This window comes from Nocardia sp. NPDC051990, assembly GCF_040680755.1.
Taxonomy (GTDB): Bacteria; Actinomycetota; Actinomycetes; order Mycobacteriales; family Mycobacteriaceae; genus Nocardia.
In genome coordinates, this window is the sequence record NZ_JBFAXH010000001.1 from 115,514 (window position 1) to 131,637 (window position 16,124).

Here is a 16,124-nt window from a genome sequence, read left to right on the forward strand (position 1 = left end):
CGATCACGGGGGTCCGGCCTTGTAGCCCACGCCGCGGACGGTCAGCACGATCTCCGGATTCTCGGGATCCTTCTCGACCTTCGCGCGCAGCCGCTGCACATGCACATTCACCAGGCGGGTGTCGGCCGCGTGCCGGTAGCCCCAGACCTGTTCGAGCAGTACTTCACGGGTGAAGACCTGACGCGGTTTGCGGGCCAGCGCGACGAGCAGGTCGAACTCCAGCGGCGTCAGCGAGATCTGCGCACCGCCGCGGGTCACCTTGTGCGCGGGCACATCGATGACGATATCGGCGATGGAGAGCAGTTCGGCTGGCTCTTCCTCGGTGCGGCGCAGGCGAGCACGCACGCGGGCGACAAGTTCCTTCGGCTTGAAGGGTTTGACGATGTAATCGTCGGCGCCGGACTCCAGACCGAGCACGACGTCGACCGTATCGGTCTTCGCCGTGAGCATCACGATCGGAACCCCGGAGTCGGCCCGCAGCACCCGGCATACGTCGATACCGTTCATGCCCGGCAGCATCAGGTCGAGCAGCACCAGATCGGGACGGATCTCCCGAACCGCCGCTAGTGCCTGCGTGCCGTCGCCGACCACATGCGGGTCGAACCCTTCCCCGCGCAAGACGATCGTCAGCATCTCAGCGAGTGCCATATCGTCGTCGACGACCAGAATCTTCGGCTTCATAAGTACTATGTTGTCATCTCTCGCGCTCGGAACGGGCCGCCACGCCAACACTGGTGCAATCCCGCCGCACATCCAACCTTATCCGGCAGTAATTTCGACCAAACGAGTAGTGAGTGTCGCCGGATCGTCATCGGATCGGTATTTCGACCACGGCCCGTACCAGTCCTGTTCAGCCAGCTCACGGTACACCTCGCCGGTGCGCCGCTGTAGTCCGCCGTCGCGCTCGTAGGCATCGAGCGCGCGACTGTCGTCGAGTTCGCCACGCAGCCGGGCACGCTCGGCCGCGACATCGGTCGGCACGTCCAGCAACAGCTGCAGCGTCGGCAGCGGCAACTCGAATCGACCGAACTCCAATTCGCCCACCCAGCGCACGATTTCGCCGTCGGCGGACTGATAGAGGCGTGCCGCCGAATAAGCGGCATTGGAGGCCACGTAGCGGTCCAAGATCACGATGTCGTTGTCGGCCAACAACTTCGACAGGTCATCGCGCGCCCCGGCCCGATCGAGTGCGAACATCAGTGCCATACCGTGTACCGAGTCGGCGAGATCGCCATGGGCGCCGCGCAAGGCCTCGGCCGCGAGATCCGCGTGGATGGACCGGTCATAGCGCGGAAACGCAAGTGTTTCCGCGCGCAGACCCCGCGCGCGCAGGTTTGCGATGACGCCGTGGATCAGCGTCCGCTTCCCGGCACCGTCGAGGCCCTCGACCGCAATCAAGACACCCATGGTGAGCAGGCTACCGCCAGGCAACGACACCGAACGACAGCGCCCCGCCGACCAGGCTCGGTCGGCGGGGCACACGTCTTTTCGGTGCTACCGGTGGCGGCTCAGTAGCGGTAGTGCTCGGGCTTGTACGGGCCCTCGACGTCGACGCCGATGTACTCGGCCTGATCCTTGCTGAGCCTGGTCAGCGTGCCGCCGAGCGCCTCTACGTGGATGCGCGCGACCTTCTCGTCCAGATGCTTGGGCAGGCGGTAGACCTCGTTGTCGTACTCATCCGGCTTGGTCCACAGTTCGATCTGCGCGATCACCTGATTGGAGAAGCTATTCGACATCACGAACGACGGATGTCCGGTCGCATTGCCGAGATTCAGCAGCCGTCCCTCGGACAGCACGATGATGGACTTGCCGGACTCCTTGAACGTCCACAGGTCGACCTGCGGCTTGATATTCAATTTCGTTGCGCCGGAACGCTCCAGCGCCGCCATATCGATCTCGTTGTCGAAGTGACCGATATTGCCCAGGATGGCCTGGTCCTTCATCGCCTTCATCTGATCGAGGGTGATGATGTCCTTGTTGCCGGTCGCGGTGATGACGATATCGGCCTCGCCGATCGCCTGCTCGACGGTGACGACGTCGTAGCCGTCCATCAGCGCCTGCAGTGCGTTGATCGGATCGATCTCGGTGACCTGAACCCGGGCGCCCTGTCCCGCGAGCGATTCCGCGCAGCCCTTGCCGACATCGCCGTAGCCGCAGATCAGCACCTTCTTGCCACCGATCAAAACGTCGGTGCCCCGGTTGATTCCGTCGATGAGCGAGTGGCGGGTGCCGTACTTGTTGTCGAACTTGGACTTGGTGACCGAGTCGTTGACATTGATCGCCGGGAACACCAACTCACCCGCCGCGGCGAACTGGTAGAGCCGCAGCACGCCGGTCGTGGTCTCCTCGGTGACGCCCTGCACCGATGCGGCGATCTCGCCCCACTTGGTTTTATCGGTTTCGAAGCGCTTGCGCAGCAAGCTCAGGAAGACCTTGTACTCGGCCGAGTGGTCTTCGTCCTCCGGCGGTACCAGGCCCGCGTTCTCGAACTGCGCGCCGCGCAGCACGAGCATGGTGGCGTCACCGCCGTCGTCGAGGATCATATTCGCCGGTTCGCCCGGCCAGGTCAGCATCTGTTCGGCGGCCCACCAGTACTCCTCCAGGGTCTCGCCCTTCCAGGCGAAGACCGGGGTGCCCTTGGGCTCGTCCACGGTGCCATGCGGTCCGACGACGACCGCCGCGGCGGCGTGGTCCTGGGTGGAGAAGATGTTGCACGAGGCCCAGCGGACCTCGGCGCCCAACGCGGTCAGCGTCTCGATCAGCACGGCGGTCTGGATGGTCATATGCAGCGAACCGGAGATGCGCGCGCCCTTCAGCGGCAGCACCTCCGCGTACTCGCGGCGCAGCGCCATCAGACCGGGCATCTCGTGCTCCGCGAGGCGGATCTCCTTGCGACCGAATTCGGCCAGCGACAGGTCCGCTACCTTGTATTCGATGCCGTTGCGGACATCGGTGGTCATGGACGTGCTTGCGGGAAGTTCTGAGGTCGTCATCTGCCTCTTTCAGCCTCTCCTGGTTCGTCAGTACCGGGTTAAGGCTAATCGCTGAGCGCCCCGGCGGACTACGCGGTCACGCCGTAGGACATCAGGATCCGACGCCGCTTACGCGGCTGGATATTCGCGAGGGTGATATCGCCGCCGTAATGGGCCAGTACGCGGTGATCCATGACGTGTCGCCACAGCGGTGGAATGGCCGCGAACACGATCATGGACAGGTATCCGGCGGGCAGCTGCGGCGCCTGCATCGAACTCCGCAGGGTCTGGTACCGACGCCCCGGATTCGCGTGGTGATCGCTGTGCCGCTGCAGATGGAACAGGAAGATATTGGTGACCAGATGGTCACTGTTCCAGCTATCCCGCGGTGAGCAGCGCATGTACCGGCCGTTGGGTTGGCGTGTGCGTAGCAGTCCATAGTGCTCGATGTAGTTCACCGTCTCCAGCAGCATGACACCGATCACCGCCTGCAACACCAGATACGGCAGCGCGCGCCAGCCGAAGATCACGAGCAGCGCTGCGAACAGCGCCAGGCTCATCGCCCACGCCTGCAGGATGTGGTTATCCGCACTGAACCAGCGTTTACCCCTGCGGGTAAGGCGCTCGTGTTCGAGCCGGATGGCGGAGCGGTATCCGCCGGAAATGCTGCGCGGTAAGAACTCCCAGAGTGATTCGCCCACCCTGGCGCTGGCGGGATCTTCCGGCGTCGCCACCCGCGCGTGATGGCCGCGGTTGTGCTCGACGAAGAAGTGTCCGTACCCGGACTGCGCCAGCGAAATCTTGGCCAACCAGCGCTCCAGATGTTCGACCCGGTGCCCGAGTTCATGCGCCGCGTTGATGCCGATACCGCTGACGAACCCGAGAGTCATTGCCAGCCCGAGCTTGTCGACTACGGCCAGCTCGTCACCCGCCCACATGGCGCTGGCGACGACCAGGCCGGCCAATTGGAACGGCAGGAACAGATAGGTGCACCACCGGTAGTACCGATCGTTGGACAGCAACTCGTAATCCTCATCGCGCGGATTGGTGCCGTCCACACCGACCAGCCAATCCAGCACGGGGATGACGATCAACACGATGATCGGCCCGATCCACCAGAAGACCGGAGCGCCGGTATGTAGAACCAACTGCGATGGCAACAATGCGATCGCAGGAGCGATCAAGCCGAGGACCCACAGATGGCGTTTGGGGTCGGGTGACCCCTCCGGTTTGCCAAGCGCTTGCACGTTTGCCCCGCTCAGTAAGTACGCGACTCCGACGCATGAGAATACATGCACACCTTACGTCTGTTACACAACAACTCGGCGCCAAAAGATGCCGCCAGTTACATGCCTGGCGGTTGGTTTTCAAGCATCTTCATATGTAGCCACGATCAGGGGCAAACGCGTCGCAAACGGTCAACTTCCCAGTGGCGGAATCAGTGCCGCTCGCGCGAGGCCAGAATTGCCTCGACATACGGGCTGAAGACAGCACTCAATTCCGCGGGCGCATTGCGGCCGGGCGCGGGCGGCGTGGGGATGTAGCTGAGCGCGATACGCACCAAAGCCTGTGCCAGCACATCGGATTCGGCCGCCGTCGCCTGCACCCAGCTGTGCTGGAATGCGATGGACAGCCGCGCGGTCGCGTGTTCGAGCAACGGCTCGGCATCAAGGGTGATGAGCCGCAACAGATCCAGCTTCACCGCACCGGCGACCAGCGACTGGACCAGTGGGTCGGCGGCGGCCGCCTGGAAGAAGTCGCGCAGCCCCTCGTCGAATGCGGCCCGCGCGTCGCCGATATTGCCGTCGATCGCCGAGCCGACATGATCGACCAGATCGTTGGCCAGGCGAAGCGCATAGGACTGCGCGAGCCCGGCGCGCGAACCGAATTCGTTGTAGAGAGTCTGCCTGCTGACACCGGCGCGGGTGGCCACATCACCGAGGGTGATCTTGGACCAGTCCCGCTCGGTGAGCAGCTCGCGCATCGAATCCAGGACGGAGGTGCGCAGCAGTTCCCGCGCCGCCTCCTGATAGGAAAGCTTGGGTCTGATTTGCGGCACTCCCGGGTCCCTCCGTGGTAATGCTCCGCTCCCTCCTCCGGGACCGTCGCTCGCGCCGCGGATCCGTTGCGCGGCATACCCGCGAGGTTGTCACGGGTGGTTACCGCAGTCAAAATTCACGACCGTTCGATCTCGACCATGTAGAAGTCGGCTTTGGCGGCGCCGCAGTCCGGACAGCTCCAGTCGTCGGGGATGTCATCCCAGCGGGTGCCCGGCTCGATGCCGTCATCCGGCCAGCCCTTCGCCTCGTCGTATTCGAAGCCACACTGAATGCATTGGAACAACTTGTATTCGGGCCCACCCATCACCCGGTCACCACTGTTCATCGAATCGCTTCGTGATGCTTCACTCATGTGGGAACCTCCATCGGTTCGAAGTCGATCTTCTCGCGGACGCCACAGTCGGGACAACACCAGTCGTCGGGTATCTTTTCCCACCCGGTGCCCGCCGGAAACCCTTCGTGCGGTGCGCCTTTCAGCTCGTCGTAGACGTAATCGCACACGGGACAACGAAAGCTGCTCATGCTCACGCCTCCGACCCGGCTGAACCGTGACGCGCGATCACCTTGTCCCGCTTGGCCGGATGGATATTCGCGCGGGTGATATCGCCGCCGTAATGTGCGAGCACCCGCTGATCCATTACGCGCCGCCACAGTGGCGGGAAGTAGGCGAGCAGGATCATGCTGGCGTAGCCGCTCGGCAGATTCGGCGCACCGTCCCAACTGCGCAGCGTCTGATAGCGGCGGGTCGGGTACGCATGGTGATCACTGTGCCGCTGCAGGTGGTACAGGAAGATATTGGTGACGATGTGGTCACTGTTCCAGCTGTGCACCGGGGCCGGCCGCTCGTACCGACCGGATGCGGTGCGCTGGCGGACCAGGCCGTAGTGCTCGAGGTAGTTGACCGCCTCCAGCAGGCTGAAGCCTACGATCGCCTGCAGAATCAGGTAGGGCAGCAGGCCGATTCCGAACACCGCGAGCAGCACCGCGTACAGCGCCACCGACATCAGCCAGGCGCTGAGCACCTCGTTGCGCAGACTCCACGACTTCTTACCGAGCCGATCCAGCCGGACCTTCTCCAGCCGCCACGAAGAAAGGAAGCTGCCCCACACCGTGCGCGGCCAGAAGGCCCAGAACGATTCGCCGACCCGGGAACTCGCGGGATCCTCGGGCGTGGCGACGCGCACGTGATGGCCACGGTTGTGCTCGATATAGAAGTGTCCGTAGAACGACTGGGCCAGGGCGATACGGGAGAGCCAGCGCTCCAGATCGACCTTCTTGTGGCCGAGTTCGTGCGCGGTATTGATGCCGATGCCGCCGATCATGCCGATGGTGATGCCCAGTCCGATCTTGTCGACGATGTGCAGCCCGCCGTCGATGCCGAGCCAGCTCAGGTTGTCCGCCGTGATCAGGTAGCACCCCATGACCAGCGTCGCGTACTGGAACGGCAGGTACAGGTAGGTGAGATAGCGGTAGTACTTGTCGTTCTCCAGGTACTCCATCACCTCGTCGGGCGGATTGTCGCCGTCCGGGCCGAAGAAGATATCGGCCAGCGGAATCACCACGTAGACCAGCACCGGGCCCAGCCAGAACGGGACTTGGGCCAGCCTGTGCCAGCCGAATTCGTTGAATGCCCAGATCAGCGGCAGGCCGATGGTGAAGAGGCCGGTCGGTGCGAACAGCCCCCACAGCCATAGGTAGCGCTTGCGGTCGCGCCAATCGGTCGCGGCGGCAGACCGACCCGGCGCATGGGGTTCCGTGGACATCGTTGTCTCCTCATCCAAGCGGCACATCACATGTGATGTGCAGTACCACTTACTGTGGACATTAGAGATCAACTTGTCTTCTGTCTAGACAAATTTATCAATTTGTAAAGTCTGGCGAAAACTGTTAATCAGACACCGCCGCAGTGCGTTATGCCCGAGACGACGATCGCCGCACCATGTGGGATGACGCGGCGATCGAGCGCTCAGCGAGCGTCTGCGAACTTGGGCGGTGCGATCAGCGAAGCAGAACGTCGGCATTGCCGGGCAGCGCGTCGACCGGCCACCACCGCAGGTCGGTGGATTCGTGGCTGCGGATGGGGACCGCGCCGAGTGGGGCGACAATGCGGAACAGCAGATCGAGGTGACGGGTCGGGACACCGAGCGAACAGGTGATCGGATGGGCCTGCGCGCCATAGAGTTCCGGATCCATGCGCAGGCCCGTGATGCCGGACTCCTCGGTCGCCTCGCGCAGCGCGGCGTCGGCCACCGTCTCGTCACCCTCCTCGCAGTGCCCGCCGAGTTGGATCCAACGGCCGACCCGCGGATGCAGCGTCAGCAGCACCGCGCGCTCATCGTGTGAGAAGACGACGGCCGAGGCCGTGATGTGACCGGGTACATGCTCGCGCAGACAACCGCGCGGTGCGGATCCGAGAAAGGCCAGCATCGCCTCGCGCAGCGAGGCATCGACCCCCGTCGGCCGCCACGCCTCGAGCAACTGGGTGGCCGAGGCGTGCAGCGAACTCACACTCACGACTGCGCCTCGCTGGCGCTCGGCTCGGCCGTGTGCGATTGCACGCTGTGTTGATGGTTCACTCGCCGACGCTCGTTCACAGTTCGACCAGGCCGGGGCCAGGACCGAAGACCGGACGCGGGGTGAGTTCTTCGAGGGGATGGCCGATGGCGATGGCGCCCAGGGGATTCCAGTCATCGGCGAGGCCGAGGACGTCGCGGGTGATCTCCGGGGCGAAGATGGTCGAGCCGATCCAGCAACTGCCGATCCCCTCGGTGGCCAGTGCGACGAGCAGGCCCTGTACCGCCGCGCCGACCGCGACGGTGAACATGGTGCGCTCGTTTCCGCGCCGGCGCTCGTCCGGATAGTCGTGGGCGCCGTCGGGCACACAGAATGGAATGATCACCTCGGGTGCGTCGTGCAGGATGCGGCCGCGGGCGATTCGGCGTTCCACCCGCTCCGGATCGAGGCCGTCCGCGGTGAGATCGGCCCGCCACTTGGCGGCCATGGCCGCCAGGAGCCGGGCGCGCAGACCGGGCTTGCGGATCCAGATGAAACGCACCGGACGGGTGTGATGCGGCGCGGGCGCGGTGAGCGCCTGCGCCACCGCGGCGCGAATGCTTTCTGGATCGACCGGGGTTTCGGCGAATTGACGAATCGAACGACGCAGCAGCAGCGCCTCGGAGCGACCCTGCTCGATCGCCTCGGCCGTACCGAGCCAGAACAGATCATCGGTGCCGCCGCGCAGCAGGTCCGCGGCACAGGAACCGTCGTCGGTGACCGGCAGACCGCGCACCACCGCGACCGGGACGCCACCGAACTTGCCCTTCACCAGATCCGCCGCGGCGGCCAATTCGTCGGCTACCGCCACCTGGGTGACATGCAATTCATTGCCCTGCCCGTCGACCGTGCCCGCATAGTCGTGCAGGACCCGCAGTCCAGCGGCGCCGATAGCGGTATCGGTCTGCCCGTTGCGCCAGGCCCGGCCCATGGTGTCGGTGATGACCACCGCGATGTGCACCCCGAGCCGCTCGGATAACGCGGCGCGCAATACCTTCGCGCTGGCATCCGGATCCGAGGGCAGCAGCACGAGTTCACCCTGCTCGACATTGGATCCATCCACCCCGGAGGCGGCCTGCACAATGCCGAGCTTGTTCTCGGTGATCAGCGTGCGACCCTTGCGCGCGAGCACACGCACCGCCTCCTGCTCCACCAGCACGCGGCGCGCGGTATCGCGCTCCTCCGGATCCAGCGGCGCCTCGACAATGCGCCCCTCGGCCTTGGCGACGATCTTGCTCGTGACAACCAGGATGTCCCCGTCGGCCAACCAGGGCGCGGCGGCGGCGATGTGTTCGGCAATATCGTCGCCGGGCCGGAATTCCGGCAGACCGGTGATCGGCAGGATCCGCAACTCCCCCGCCGCGTGATCCGTCGGCCCCGTCAATGGCTCTTGCATCGTCATCGCTTCACTCCCGCCAGGTCGAGTGCCTCCCGCACCATTTCAGCGGTGGTCGGCGGATCGGTCATCAATAGCGGCACGCTGCGCACTTCGACACCGGGCACGTCCGCGGTATCAGTGCTGTGGATCAGCCACCCATCCAGGATGCCGGTGGCCGAGCGCGCACCGTAGTGGCGCCCGATCGCCTCGGCGCTGGTTTCCACGCCGATCACCGAAAGGCATTCGTCGGCCATACCGCGCAACGGTTTTCCGTCGATCACGCCGGAGATGCCGATCACCTTGGCCTCGGTTGTGCGCAGTGCGCCGCGAATGCCGGGCACCGCGAGGATGGCGCCGATGCTCACCACCGGGTTGGAGGGGGCCAGTAGCACAGCGTCGGCCTCAGCTATGATCTGTGTCACATTTGGCGCCGGTTTCGCGTCATCAGCCCCAATTGTGGCGAATCCGTGCGTCTCGATGTCCGCGCGGTAGCGAACCCACCACTCTTGGAAATGGATCGCGCGGCGTTCGCCAGGGTTGCCAGGGTCGCTGACAACGACATGCGTTTCGCAACGATCGTCGGTAGCCGGGATGAGTTTTACGCCCGGCTGCCACCGGTTGCACAACGCCTCGGTGACCGCGGAGAGCGGATACCCGGCACGCAACATTTCGGTCCGAACCAAGTGCGTCGCGATATCGCGATCCCCCAAACCGAACCAATCGGGTTGGGCATGATATTTGGCCAGTTCTTCCTTGGCGTGCCAGGTTTCGGCGACCCGACCCCAACCGCGTTCGGTATCGATTCCGCCACCGAGGGTGTACATGCAGGTATCGAGGTCGGGGCAGATCCGGAGGCCGTGCATCCAGACGTCGTCACCGACATTGACGATGGCGGAAACATCGGCATCGGGCAGTAGTTCCCGGACACCCTGAAGGAAGCGCGCGCCGCCGACCCCGCCCACCAGGACGGCGATCTTGGGCCCACCTGCGGGTGCGGTGTCCGCTTGTTGTGGAGTCACATCGACACAGCCTATGCGCTGCCGGAACGGCTGCCGTTCACACCGAATTTGCTGCTCATTTGCTATTCCATGTTCAAGATCAGCTCCGGAAAGCGGTAGCGGATAGTAACGGAATTGCGACGACGGCTTGACCATCGACACGTTCGGCGTGTCTAATCACAGTCATGTCATTTCGGGTTCGCGCGAGAGTTCAAGGCGCGGACGTATTTTCGAACATGCGTTCGCACCGGAGTGGCAAGCTCGGGGATGTCCGCGGGACAACATCGCGGGGTACGGCCGTCGGTGTGCGTGTTGGTCCGACGGAAAGAATCAATCTGCGCTAACACACAGTGAGGAGGCGGAGCGATGACCAATGAGCTGGCCCCTTCGGGCATGCCAGGCGGCGTATCGCAAACCGATTCCACAGCAGGCGCAGCACGTGGCGTCTGCGCAGAGATCGGTCGGATCGGGCCTGAGATGACCGACGGAGTGACAGCACCCCGGCTCAGCTTGGTCGCGACGGGCTTCGACGAGATGTTCGAATCGATCGAGGAGCAGTGGCAGGAACGCGCCCTGTGCGCACAGACCGATCCGGAGGCGTTCTTCCCCGAGAAGGGCGGCTCGACCCGTGAGGCCAAACGGATCTGCATGGGCTGCGAGGTACGCGACGAGTGCCTGGAATACGCACTCGCGCACGATGAACGCTTCGGTATCTGGGGCGGCCTCTCCGAACGAGAGCGGCGCCGCCTGAAGCGCGGCATCGGCTAGAGACTTGGGCCCTGCCCCGGAGTTACCTCCGAACGCGGCGAGTCACCGACGTGACGACTGATTTCGCCGGCACCTGGGTAACTCCGGGGGCACGCCCAGAAGTCGACCGCGCCCGACCATCGACCGCCGATGCGGCGGACACCGCACCCGGCGGGGTGCCAACGGTCGGGGAAGCGGATTAGCCTAGGTTTTAGTCATGGCCCGTTCACGTAATCGTCGTCCACCGACCGCACGATCGGTGATCCGTCGTGGGCGTGGGGTGCGCGGACCGATGCTCCCACCGACAGTGCCGGCATGGCGCACCAGGGGGCAGCAGTTCGACCGGCTGGTCCTCGAAGCTTTCGCGCCGTTGGACACCCGGTGGCACGACCGACTCACCAAGCTTGATATCGCGGTCGACGATGTGCCGAAAATCCGTCCGCTGCACCCGGATTCGGTCACCTGGCCGGACGAGGTGGTAGCCGACGGGCCGGTGCCGCTTTCGCGACTCATCCCGGCCGGTGTGGACCGGCACGGAGTGGCAACCCGCGCCCGAGTTGTGTTGTTCCGCAAGCCACTCGAACTGCGCGCGGGCGATCCCGATGATCTGGTCGATCTGCTGCGCGAGGTTCTGGTCCAGCAAATCGCCACTTATCTCGGCGTCGATCCGGACATCATCGATCCCGAAGGCGCGTAACGAACACACCGCCGAGCGCCGGTGAACTCGCCCAAATCGCCGAATCCTTAGCGTGTCTGAGCACATCGGAACGTCGAGCGAGTTACGCTCATCGGCGTGATCCCCATGCGTCGTTGCTGCCGACCAGGTTGCAAGAATCCCGCTGTTGCGACGCTCACCTACGTGTACTCCGATTCGACGGCGGTAGTCGGGCCACTGGCGACGGTGGCTGAACCGCATTCCTGGGATCTGTGTGAAACACATGCTTCCCGGATCACCGCACCAAAAGGTTGGGAAATGGTTCGCCACGAAGGCGGATTCTCTTCCAACACACCGGATGACGATGATCTGACGGCGTTGGCCGAAGCGGTCCGCGAGGCCGGCCTGCGCCGCCGTCCCCCGGAGCACGACCAGCGTCGCTATTCCGATTACGCCCCGCCGACACCGCGCGCGACGCGCACCGGTCGGCGCGGACACCTTCGAGTACTTCCGGACCCGCCCAGCTAGCAGTCGGGACAGGACCCTGTCAGAGGCGTCGGCGCGAGCCACTAGGGTGGTCACCATGACAGTGGCCCGCTCTGCCGAATTCGTGAACGCGGTGATCAAGGCTTATGACGTTCGCGGGGTCGTCGGTGAACAGATCGACGGAGAATTCGTCCAGGATGTGGGGGCCGCGTTCGCACGGTTGATGCGCGCCGAGGGCGCGACCCGTGTGGTCATCGGACACGATATGCGCGAGTCCTCCCCGGAACTGGCCGCCAGCTTCGCCGACGGCGTACTCGGCCAGGGTCTCGATGTGGTGCACATCGGACTCGCCTCGACCGATCAGCTGTACTTCGCCTCCGGTCATCTCGACTGCCCTGGCGCGATGTTCACCGCCAGCCACAATCCAGCCCGCTACAACGGCATCAAGCTGTGCCGTGCGAAGGCGCTTCCAGTGGGTCAGGACACCGGCCTGGCAACCATCAAGGACGAGGTGATCAACGGGGTACCCGGCTACGACGGAACGCCAGGCAGCGCCACGAGGACCGATCTGCTCGCCGAGTACGCGAAGTTCCTGCGCGGACTGGTCGATCTCGACCATGTCCGCCCGCTCACCATCGCGGTGGACGCGGGCAACGGCATGGGCGGGCACACTGTGCCCGAAGTGCTGGGCGCCGTGCCACAGCTGACGCTGGTGCCGCTCTACTTCGAGCTGGACGGCTCGTTTCCCAATCATGAGGCCAATCCGCTCGATCCGAAGAATCTGGTCGATCTGCAGGATCTGGTCCGCAAGTCCGGCGCCGATATCGGTCTGGCCTTCGACGGCGACGCCGACCGCTGCTTCGTGGTGGACGAGAACGGCGATCCGATTTCGCCATCGGCGATCACCGCCCTGGTCGCCGAGCGCGAGCTAGCCAAGGAGCCGGGTGCGGTCATCATCCACAATCTGATCACCTCGCACGCGGTGCCCGAACTCGTGCACGAACTCGGCGGCACCCCGGTGCGCACCCGGGTCGGACACTCGTTCATCAAGCAGGAAATGGCGGCCACCGGCGCGGTATTCGGCGGTGAGCATTCCGCGCACTACTACTTCCGCGATTTCTGGGGCGCCGATTCCGGTATGCTCGCGGCCTTGCACGTGCTCGCGGCACTCGGCGAGAAGGACCGGCCGATTTCGGAGCTCATGTCGTCCTACGAAACATATGCGGCGTCCGGGGAGATCAACTCGACAGTGGCGGACGCGCAGGAGCGGACGATGGCTGTGGTCGACGCATTCGAGGATCGGGCCAAATCGGTGGACCGGTTGGACGGAGTCACCGTCCAACTCGCCGACGACGCCTGGTTCAATCTGCGCGCATCGAATACCGAACCGTTGCTGCGGCTGAACGTCGAAGCCAGGTCGACGGAGGACGTAGACGCGCTCGTGACCGAGATTCTGAGCATCGTCCGCTCCTGACTGGGATAGTGGAACCAGGGCGGATGCAATCACACACCCAGGACTCGGCGACGGAGAAAGTAGACGGCTCAGCCCAATACCGAGATTCTGAGCATCGTCCGCTCCTGACTGGAATAGTGGAATTACAGACGTTGGATTCGCCCGACCTGGGTGCCCGAGTCGATCCCCCCGAATCGACAGCCCGGGTGGGAGCAGGGCGGGACCGCACACAGCGCGATGAGGGGAGGTGGGACGCCCGATGATCGCTGGAACACCGGTGCTCGACCTCGACGATGCCGTTTCGCTCGAGGCCGCCGATGTCGGCGGCGCCCTGCGCTCCGCGGCATCCGGCGGTGCGCAGGTACGCGCGACCGCGGCAGCGGTCGGTGAGGACGCGCTCGCGCGCCTCGCGGATCTGCGACCACGCAGTGTGGTGTTGGTCTCCGGCGCGGGCCGGGCCGCGCGCGCCGCGAGTCTGATCGTCGCCGCGATCGGCGACCGCGCCGGCCTTCCTGTGGTCCCGGTCGCTGCCCTTCCGCCCTGGGTCGGTCCGCTCGACGTGGTGCTCGTCGCAGGCGATGACGCGGGCGATCCCCGGCTGATCGATGCGATCGACCGGGCACAGCGCCGGGGCGCGGAAGTCGTAGTCGCGGCTCCGCACGAAGGCCCGCTGCGGGCCGCCGCGGCCGGACGTACCGCACTACTGGAGCCGCGGATTCCGGTCCTGGACCACAATCGGCTGCTGCGCTTCCTCGCGGCCTGCATCGCGGTGCTGCGCATTGTCGATCCGAACCGCTCAGGTGCGATCGTTCCCGACCTGACCGAGCTGGCCGATGTGCTCGATGCCGAGGCCTTGCGCGATGGCCCGCACAATGAGGTCTTCCACAATCCGGCCAAGACGCTGGCCGCACGCATGCAGCAGCGCGCCATCGTGCTGGCCGGGGACTCCCCCGCCGCCAGCGAGCTAGCCGAGCACGGCGCCGAGGTGCTGTTGCAGTCGGCGGGCAAGGTGGCCACCGCGGTGGATCTGGCCGAGGCTGTTGCCGCCAATCCCCGAATGGTCGAGGCCGCAGGCGAATCCGCGCCGAACTTCGATCCGCTGTTCCACGACGAGGAACTCGACGGCCCCGCGCCGGTGGAGCGCATCCGCGTGTTCGTGCTCAGCGCCGCCCTGGATCAGGCCGCGGCGCGTCGCCGACTCGCCGTCTTCGGCGGCGGATCGGGTCTGGTCGACGCCGATCTGGTGAGTGCGGATGTCGAACTGCTACACACCTCGCTCACCGATCCCGCCGCGCCCACGCCTGCCAGGGTGGATGATTCGGGCGCGCCGATGCTCGGCACCATCGCCCACGCCAGCGAACTCGAACAACTTGCGGTGCTCGCGCTGCGCTTGGAGATGGCCGCCGCCTATCTGCGATTGATCGGCTCGCGCGGCGGTGCGACACAGCCCGCGGAACAGCTCGACGGGGGACACTACTAGTGCACGAACTCGTTGGTGCGCTGCGTTCCTATGCCTGGGGTTCACGCACCGCACTCGCTCAATTATGCGGCCGACCGGTCCCTTCCGCGCATCCGGAGGCGGAACTGTGGTTCGGCGCGCATCCCGCTGATCCGGCGCACGTCCGCCTGGAGCACAGCACCCGCTCACTGCTGGAATTGGTCGCCGACGATCCGGAACGCGAACTCGGCGCCGCCGCACCGGAATTCGGCGGACGGCTGCCGTTCCTGTTGAAGATCCTCGCCGCCGAGGAACCGCTATCGCTGCAGGCGCATCCGAGTTCGGCGCAGGCACGGGCCGGATTCGAGCGGGAGAATCACGCACGGGTGCCGCTGGATTCGCCGATGCGCAACTATCGCGACGAGAACCACAAGCCGGAACTGGTTGTGGCGCTGGATCGATTCGAGGCGCTGGCCGGATTCCGGGATCCACGGCGCACGGTCGAGCTGCTGCGCGCGCTGGATGTGCCCGGACTGCGTTCCTACGCGGATCTGCTCGCCGCCCAACCCGATTCGGCCGGACTGCGGACACTGTTCACGACCTGGATCACGCTGCCGCAGAATGTCCTCGGCACACTGCTGCCCCAGGTGCTGGACGGATGCGTGCGCTATCTCTCGGAGAACGGCACCCGAGAGTTCACCGCGGAGGCACGCACCACACTCGAACTCGCCGAGGCCTATCCGGGCGATGCCGGTGTGCTGGCCGCGCTGCTGCTGAATCGGCTGACGCTGGAACCAGGACAGGGACTTTTCCTCGCGGCGGGCAATCTGCACGCGTATCTGAGCGGGCTCTGCGTGGAGATCATGGCCAACTCGGACAATGTGCTGCGCGGTGGTCTGACACCCAAGCATGTCGATGTGCCGGAGTTGCTTCGGGTGCTGGATTTCGAAGCGATAGATCTGCCGGTGGTGCTGCCGGAACCGGCGGGCGATGGGTCGATGCGGTATCGGACACCCGCGCCGGAGTTCGCGCTGCGGCGGTTCGACCTGACCGCCGGATCCGGGCAGGTGCCGCTGACATCTACCGGGCCGGGAATCGTGCTGTGCACGGCGGGGACGGTGCGGCTGTTCCAAGGGGTCAGTGAGCTGGTGCTGGAACGCGGTGCGGCGGCGTGGATATCCGCGGCCGACACCGAGATTCGCACCCAAGCCGTCGATGGTGACGCCCAGGTGTTCTGCGCGTGCGTCGGTGGTGGGAACTGACCTGTCGCCCGGTCTGCCCGTATGCTGCCCTAGGCTGTTCGTTCGACGGCCTCCTGACGGGGCCACCACGGAGCAAGCTTACGAGCGACGTTGGCGGACCGTCTCGCGTTCGCCGAGGGCGC

The 16,124-nt window shown here is 65.1% G+C and carries 17 protein-coding genes; 6 read left to right on the forward strand and 11 right to left on the reverse strand.

The genetic code is table 11. The features are described 5' to 3' along the window. Positions 1 to 3: 3 nt before the first annotated feature. The 11 genes from mtrA to cofD all read right to left on the reverse strand — a co-directional run bounded on the left by mtrA (position 4) and on the right by cofD (position 9,982). The gene (gene mtrA, locus AB0L63_RS00540; protein WP_174555219.1) at positions 4 to 690 is read right to left on the reverse strand and encodes an MtrAB system response regulator MtrA; all 687 of its coding nucleotides are present in this window, start codon (positions 688 to 690) and stop codon (positions 4 to 6) included. 69 nt (positions 691 to 759) lie between these two features. Beyond that, a complete protein-coding gene (locus AB0L63_RS00545; protein ID WP_364492746.1) occupies positions 760 to 1,407 on the reverse strand; it encodes a dTMP kinase in 648 nt (215 codons plus the stop codon). 101 nt (positions 1,408 to 1,508) lie between these two features. Beyond that, positions 1,509 to 2,993 (reverse strand): adenosylhomocysteinase, encoded by a 1,485-nt coding sequence (gene ahcY, locus AB0L63_RS00550; protein WP_364492748.1) that lies wholly within the window; start codon positions 2,991 to 2,993, stop codon positions 1,509 to 1,511. Positions 2,994 to 3,061: 68 nt separating this feature from the next. After that, on the reverse strand, positions 3,062 to 4,156 hold the full coding sequence (locus AB0L63_RS00555; RefSeq protein ID WP_364492750.1) for an alkane 1-monooxygenase: 1,095 nt from the start codon (positions 4,154 to 4,156) through the stop codon (positions 3,062 to 3,064). 254 nt (positions 4,157 to 4,410) lie between these two features. Continuing rightward, positions 4,411 to 5,031, reverse strand: coding sequence for a TetR family transcriptional regulator (locus AB0L63_RS00560; RefSeq protein WP_364492752.1), 621 nt, complete (start codon positions 5,029 to 5,031; stop codon positions 4,411 to 4,413). A 116-nt stretch (positions 5,032 to 5,147) separates the two neighbouring features. Further along, positions 5,148 to 5,336 carry a rubredoxin gene (locus AB0L63_RS00565; protein WP_364493908.1) on the reverse strand — a complete coding sequence of 63 codons (189 nt, stop codon included), beginning with the start codon at positions 5,334 to 5,336 and terminating at the stop codon, positions 5,148 to 5,150. Positions 5,337 to 5,380: 44 nt separating this feature from the next. After that, positions 5,381 to 5,554, reverse strand: coding sequence for a rubredoxin (locus AB0L63_RS00570; protein WP_364492754.1), 174 nt, complete (start codon positions 5,552 to 5,554; stop codon positions 5,381 to 5,383). Between the two features lie 2 nt (positions 5,555 to 5,556). Beyond that, a complete protein-coding gene (locus tag AB0L63_RS00575; RefSeq protein WP_364492756.1) occupies positions 5,557 to 6,795 on the reverse strand; it encodes an alkane 1-monooxygenase in 1,239 nt (412 codons plus the stop codon). Between the two features lie 235 nt (positions 6,796 to 7,030). Then, complete coding sequence (locus AB0L63_RS00580) at positions 7,031 to 7,546, reverse strand: NUDIX domain-containing protein (RefSeq protein ID WP_364492758.1); 516 nt, start codon at positions 7,544 to 7,546, stop codon at positions 7,031 to 7,033. Positions 7,547 to 7,622: 76 nt separating this feature from the next. Further along, positions 7,623 to 8,981 (reverse strand): coenzyme F420-0:L-glutamate ligase, encoded by a 1,359-nt coding sequence (locus tag AB0L63_RS00585; protein ID WP_364493911.1) that lies wholly within the window; start codon positions 8,979 to 8,981, stop codon positions 7,623 to 7,625. A 2-nt stretch (positions 8,982 to 8,983) separates the two neighbouring features. Further along, positions 8,984 to 9,982, reverse strand: a complete 999-nt coding sequence (gene cofD / locus AB0L63_RS00590) for a 2-phospho-L-lactate transferase (RefSeq protein ID WP_364492760.1) — start codon at positions 9,980 to 9,982, stop codon at positions 8,984 to 8,986. 513 nt (positions 9,983 to 10,495) lie between these two features. Here cofD and AB0L63_RS00595 point away from each other — a divergent pair. The 6 genes from AB0L63_RS00595 (at position 10,496) to manA (ending at position 16,002) form a co-directional block, all read left to right on the forward strand. Beyond that, the gene (locus tag AB0L63_RS00595; protein ID WP_029901515.1) at positions 10,496 to 10,729 is read left to right on the forward strand and encodes a WhiB family transcriptional regulator; all 234 of its coding nucleotides are present in this window, start codon (positions 10,496 to 10,498) and stop codon (positions 10,727 to 10,729) included. Positions 10,730 to 10,925: 196 nt separating this feature from the next. Then, positions 10,926 to 11,405: a metallopeptidase family protein gene (locus AB0L63_RS00600; protein ID WP_169338101.1), complete on the forward strand. Its 480-nt coding sequence runs from the start codon at positions 10,926 to 10,928 to the stop codon at positions 11,403 to 11,405. Between the two features lie 96 nt (positions 11,406 to 11,501). After that, a complete protein-coding gene (locus AB0L63_RS00605; protein ID WP_364492763.1) occupies positions 11,502 to 11,891 on the forward strand; it encodes a DUF3499 domain-containing protein in 390 nt (129 codons plus the stop codon). Between the two features lie 61 nt (positions 11,892 to 11,952). Next, on the forward strand, positions 11,953 to 13,323 hold the full coding sequence (locus tag AB0L63_RS00610; protein ID WP_364493913.1) for a phosphomannomutase/phosphoglucomutase: 1,371 nt from the start codon (positions 11,953 to 11,955) through the stop codon (positions 13,321 to 13,323). A gap of 238 nt (positions 13,324 to 13,561) precedes the next feature. Further along, positions 13,562 to 14,782: a tobH protein gene (locus tag AB0L63_RS00615; RefSeq protein WP_364492765.1), complete on the forward strand. Its 1,221-nt coding sequence runs from the start codon at positions 13,562 to 13,564 to the stop codon at positions 14,780 to 14,782. Beyond that, positions 14,782 to 16,002: a mannose-6-phosphate isomerase, class I gene (manA, locus tag AB0L63_RS00620; protein ID WP_364492767.1), complete on the forward strand. Its 1,221-nt coding sequence runs from the start codon at positions 14,782 to 14,784 to the stop codon at positions 16,000 to 16,002. Before AB0L63_RS00615 ends, manA begins: the two co-directional genes overlap by 1 nt. Positions 16,003 to 16,124: the final 122 nt, after the last annotated feature.

Bases quoted from the DNA above. Each gene is read 5' to 3' on its own strand.
- AB0L63_RS00545 (WP_364492746.1), bottom strand. From the start codon at position 1,407: ATGGGTGTCTTGATTGCGGTCGAGGGCCTCGACGGTGCCGGGAAGCGG.
- ahcY (WP_364492748.1), bottom strand. From the start codon at position 2,993: ATGACGACCTCAGAACTTCCCGCAAGCACGTCCATGACCACCGATGTC.
- AB0L63_RS00565 (WP_364493908.1), bottom strand. From the start codon at position 5,336: ATGGGTGGGCCCGAATACAAGTTGTTCCAATGCATTCAGTGTGGCTTC.
- AB0L63_RS00570 (WP_364492754.1), bottom strand. From the start codon at position 5,554: ATGAGCAGCTTTCGTTGTCCCGTGTGCGATTACGTCTACGACGAGCTG.
- AB0L63_RS00575 (WP_364492756.1), bottom strand. From the start codon at position 6,795: ATGTCCACGGAACCCCATGCGCCGGGTCGGTCTGCCGCCGCGACCGAT.
- AB0L63_RS00585 (WP_364493911.1), bottom strand. From the start codon at position 8,981: ATGCAAGAGCCATTGACGGGGCCGACGGATCACGCGGCGGGGGAGTTG.
- AB0L63_RS00595 (WP_029901515.1), top strand. From the start codon at position 10,496: ATGTTCGAATCGATCGAGGAGCAGTGGCAGGAACGCGCCCTGTGCGCA.
- AB0L63_RS00600 (WP_169338101.1), top strand. From the start codon at position 10,926: ATGGCCCGTTCACGTAATCGTCGTCCACCGACCGCACGATCGGTGATC.
- AB0L63_RS00615 (WP_364492765.1), top strand. From the start codon at position 13,562: ATGATCGCTGGAACACCGGTGCTCGACCTCGACGATGCCGTTTCGCTC.